3 protein-coding genes and 1 pseudogene are annotated in these 3438 nt (G+C 35.5%); 1 reads left to right on the forward strand and 3 read right to left on the reverse strand.

Annotated elements, in window-relative coordinates:
• From ABX784_RS16270 to ABX784_RS16280, 3 genes and pseudogenes are all read right to left on the reverse strand, one after another.
• Positions 1–522, reverse strand: a pseudogene (locus ABX784_RS16270) (Y-family DNA polymerase); the annotation flags it as partial.
• Positions 519–950 (reverse strand): LexA family protein, encoded by a 432-nt coding sequence (locus ABX784_RS16275; protein ID WP_372656118.1) that lies wholly within the window; start codon positions 948–950, stop codon positions 519–521. The gene ABX784_RS16275 and the pseudogene ABX784_RS16270, both read right to left, overlap by 4 nt.
• A 99-nt stretch (positions 951–1049) precedes the next feature.
• Positions 1050–2147, reverse strand: coding sequence for a serine hydrolase domain-containing protein (locus ABX784_RS16280; protein ID WP_372656119.1), 1098 nt, complete (start codon positions 2145–2147; stop codon positions 1050–1052).
• A 275-nt stretch (positions 2148–2422) separates the two neighbouring features.
• Here ABX784_RS16280 and ABX784_RS16285 point away from each other — a divergent pair, with 275 nt between their 5' ends.
• Positions 2423–3154 (forward strand): SOS response-associated peptidase family protein, encoded by a 732-nt coding sequence (locus ABX784_RS16285; RefSeq protein WP_372656120.1) that lies wholly within the window; start codon positions 2423–2425, stop codon positions 3152–3154.
• Positions 3155–3438: the final 284 nt, after the last annotated feature.

Raw genomic sequence — 3438 nt, forward strand, 5'->3', positions numbered from 1 at the left:
TACGTCTTGCCACTTAGGAAGAGTTAGATCTACAACTCCTTGTGCCTTTTGTGATTTCTTTGCGATATTATTAGCAAGCTTTGCTAAGACTTTTGTGGGAGCAATTCCTACTCCCACAGGAATTCCAACGTGATCTTTTATAACTTTTTTTAAGTGATGCCCGTGTTTCAGCTTATTTCTTATTCCTGAGAAGTCAGCAAAGGCCTCATCTACAGAGTAGACCTGTGTCTTTGGGCACTCTCTAATTATTGTATTCATTACTCTTTGAGAGATATTTGTGTAAAGAGCAAAGTTTGAAGAGAAAACAGAGACGTCATTCTTTTTACAGAAGTTCTTTATTTTAAAATAGGGCTCACCCATTTTTATTCCTAATTTCTTGGCCTCTGTTGTTCTGGCTATGGCACATCCATCATTATTAGAGAGAACGATCACAGGCCTCCCCTCTAGTTCTGGACGAAAGAGCCTCTCACAGGAGCAGTAGAAGGAATTACAATCTATAAGAGCAAAAGACTTTTCACTCACTTTCTAAAGTCCCTGGCTACGCCAATAACAACTCCAAAGATTTGAAGATCATCATCTTCACCAATAAGAATATCTGGATAGTCTTTATGAAGTGACTGAAGTCTGCACTCTTCTCCTTTTTGATAGAGCTTCTTACAGAGTGGATTTCCATTATAAAAAACTGCAACTATTGATTGGTCTAGAGCTTTGTAAGACCTATCGACAATGAGAATGTCTCCAGACTTAATCTCTGGCATCATAGAGTTTCCACTGGCCCTGACAAAGAAGGTTGATTCTCTATTTTTCATAAACTTCTCATCGAGAGAAAGTTGCGCCTCAACGAAGTCTTCGCTAATACCAAAGAGGCCGCAGGAGAGGTCACCTGAATAGAGTGGAAGAGAGAGTCTCTCCTTACTATTTTTATGTTTAAAGACATGAGTAATGTTCATACTAGTTATTATACACGTGCGTAAGTTATGCGTAACTTCGTGACGCGTCAGGCAACATCTTCCTGTTAAATCAGATATTTAGAATATTAGATTTGATTTTTATTTAGGTAGATCTTCTGTAAGGACTTCAAGTATTTGATCTACCATTGTGTGGGGATAGGGAATTTCAGAGTAAACATCTGCCCCATGCTTATTACTTAGGATAACAATCTTTATTCCAAGGTCTTTGATAACACTGGCGATACTTAAGAACCCCGTCTCCATTCCATCATGCCAAACTCTTTTATGTCCCTTCCATTCATCGACTACAAAACCAAGGCCATAAGTTAGATTAGGATTTATTAAAGATTGAATACTAGTCATCTTTCTTATTGAGCTCTGTGAGAGAACCTTTGAGTCTCCAGAGAAAATATCATTTAGCCAAACCATTAGATCTGGAAGATCGGAGTAGAGACTATGAGAGCCTATAAAGCTCGTAGCATCTAGACAGCAGCGCTTATGGAGCTTACCTGTTCCATCTGTAATAGCGTATCCTTCAGACATATATTTAATATTAAACATTCTATGGTATTGACCAGTGGATTTCATTTTAAGTGGTTTAAAAAATGCTTCGGAGAGGTATTCATGAAAGTACATTCCACTAACTTTCTCTATAAGGTGAGCGAGAAGTAGATATCCAAAATTTGAGTACGTGCCTTTCTCTGGTCTATTGTAGATAAAGATATCGTTACTGCTAGTCATATCATTAACTACAGAGCTTAGAATTGGTTTGTACATCTCATTAGAAGAGTATGGACCTGCCTCAATATCTTTTACAATTCCTGCTGTGTGATTAAGAAGCTCTTTAATAGTAAAGCTATTCCATTCTTTTTGAGAGTTAATACTTCTCTTTCTCCACGGGACATAAAGAGAGTAAGGATCATCAAGAGATATTTTTTCATCTTCAACAAGTTTTAATATGGCAGCTGCAGTAAACTGTTTACTGAGGGATGCAATCATAAATCTAGACTTCATTGTGTGGGGAACATCAAAGGAGTCGTTGGCAATTCCTATACTATTTGAGTAAATAACTTCGTCACCTTTTCTAACTTCTACATTGCCATTGAAGTTTTTCTTTTTATTGAAGTCATTTACAATCTTTTGAATTTTCTCTCTTACTTTTTTTGATGAGTTACTACTTGCTAAAGTACTGGGCATATATGCCAGTAGTAGAGATAACATTAAGATTTGCAAGTAGTGTCTTGAGTGCATTATTCTCCTAAAGTCGTAAAAAGATATACCCTTTATAATATGCAACTCTGATGCCTATATATAGAAGGTGGTATAGCGCTAAAACAAGTACATAGAGACTTTCTCTCTGTATTCTTATCTAGACTGTATAAGCTTTTGACACACTTAACTCTGCAGCATTGTTTTTAAGCTTAAAAACTTGGATAATAAATTATAAGAATTAAAACTATTGAGGACTGGACATGTGCTTTAGCGTTCAAATTGATAAGAATATAAAGAATCTAGCTAAGAGATTTCATTCAGAGGTTGATGTGGCCTCATTTCATCAATTAAAGAACATGAGAAATTATGCGTCTTCGTTAGAAAATGAAAAGTTAAAATCTATCATGGGACTAAAGAGAAAACCAAAGACAGAACTCTTTAAAACACCTGAGGATGATGGAAGGGTATATCCTGGATACTTTGCTCCAGTTATTACTGCTAGCGAGAAGGGAAGGACTATACTTCCTATGCGTTATAGGGTTAGGCCTAATGGATCTGATGAAGAGATTCCTAGTAAGTATAATGTCTTTAACGCTAGAGTAGACTCATTAGAGAAAAGACAGACATGGTCAAATCTCTTTATGAGAAATCATGGAATATTTCCATTTATTAAATTCTTTGAGTGGGTAGAGCATAAAGGAAGAAAAGAGTTAATAAACTTTTCTCCAGATGAGTATGAAGTTATGTGGGCGCCATGTTTATGGGATTTCTGGAGAAGTTCAGATGAGAAAATCTTCTTTCACTCCTTTGCTCTTATTACAGATGAGCCTCCTAAAGAAATTGAAGAAAGAGGACATGATCGCTGTCCAATATTTTTAAAAGAAGAGCATATCGATTCATGGTTAAGGCCTAAAGAAAGAAGTAGGCAAGAGATATACTCGCTATTAAGAAATATTCATGATGTTCATTATAGCTATGAATGGGCGAGTTAGCCTACTTTAGACAAAAGCGAATTTGATTTGTTGAAATTCAAAACTCATGTATAATTTCCTTATGAAATTTACTGCTACAAGTATTATATTTTCTAGGAAAACTATCACAGTCAATTAACTGATTAGACCGTCCTGCGTTTAATCATCTTATTTATTAAATACAAAATCAAATTTAAATTTATGGAGGCACTTATGAATGATGAAATCATCATGACAGAGAAAGACTATTTACGTTTAAACAATCTTTTAAAGGGAATCAACATTGAGGACTATGAAAATCTAGA

The sequence above is a fragment of the Halobacteriovorax sp. genome, from assembly GCF_041587335.1.
Lineage (GTDB): Bacteria > Bdellovibrionota > Bacteriovoracia > Bacteriovoracales > Bacteriovoracaceae > Halobacteriovorax.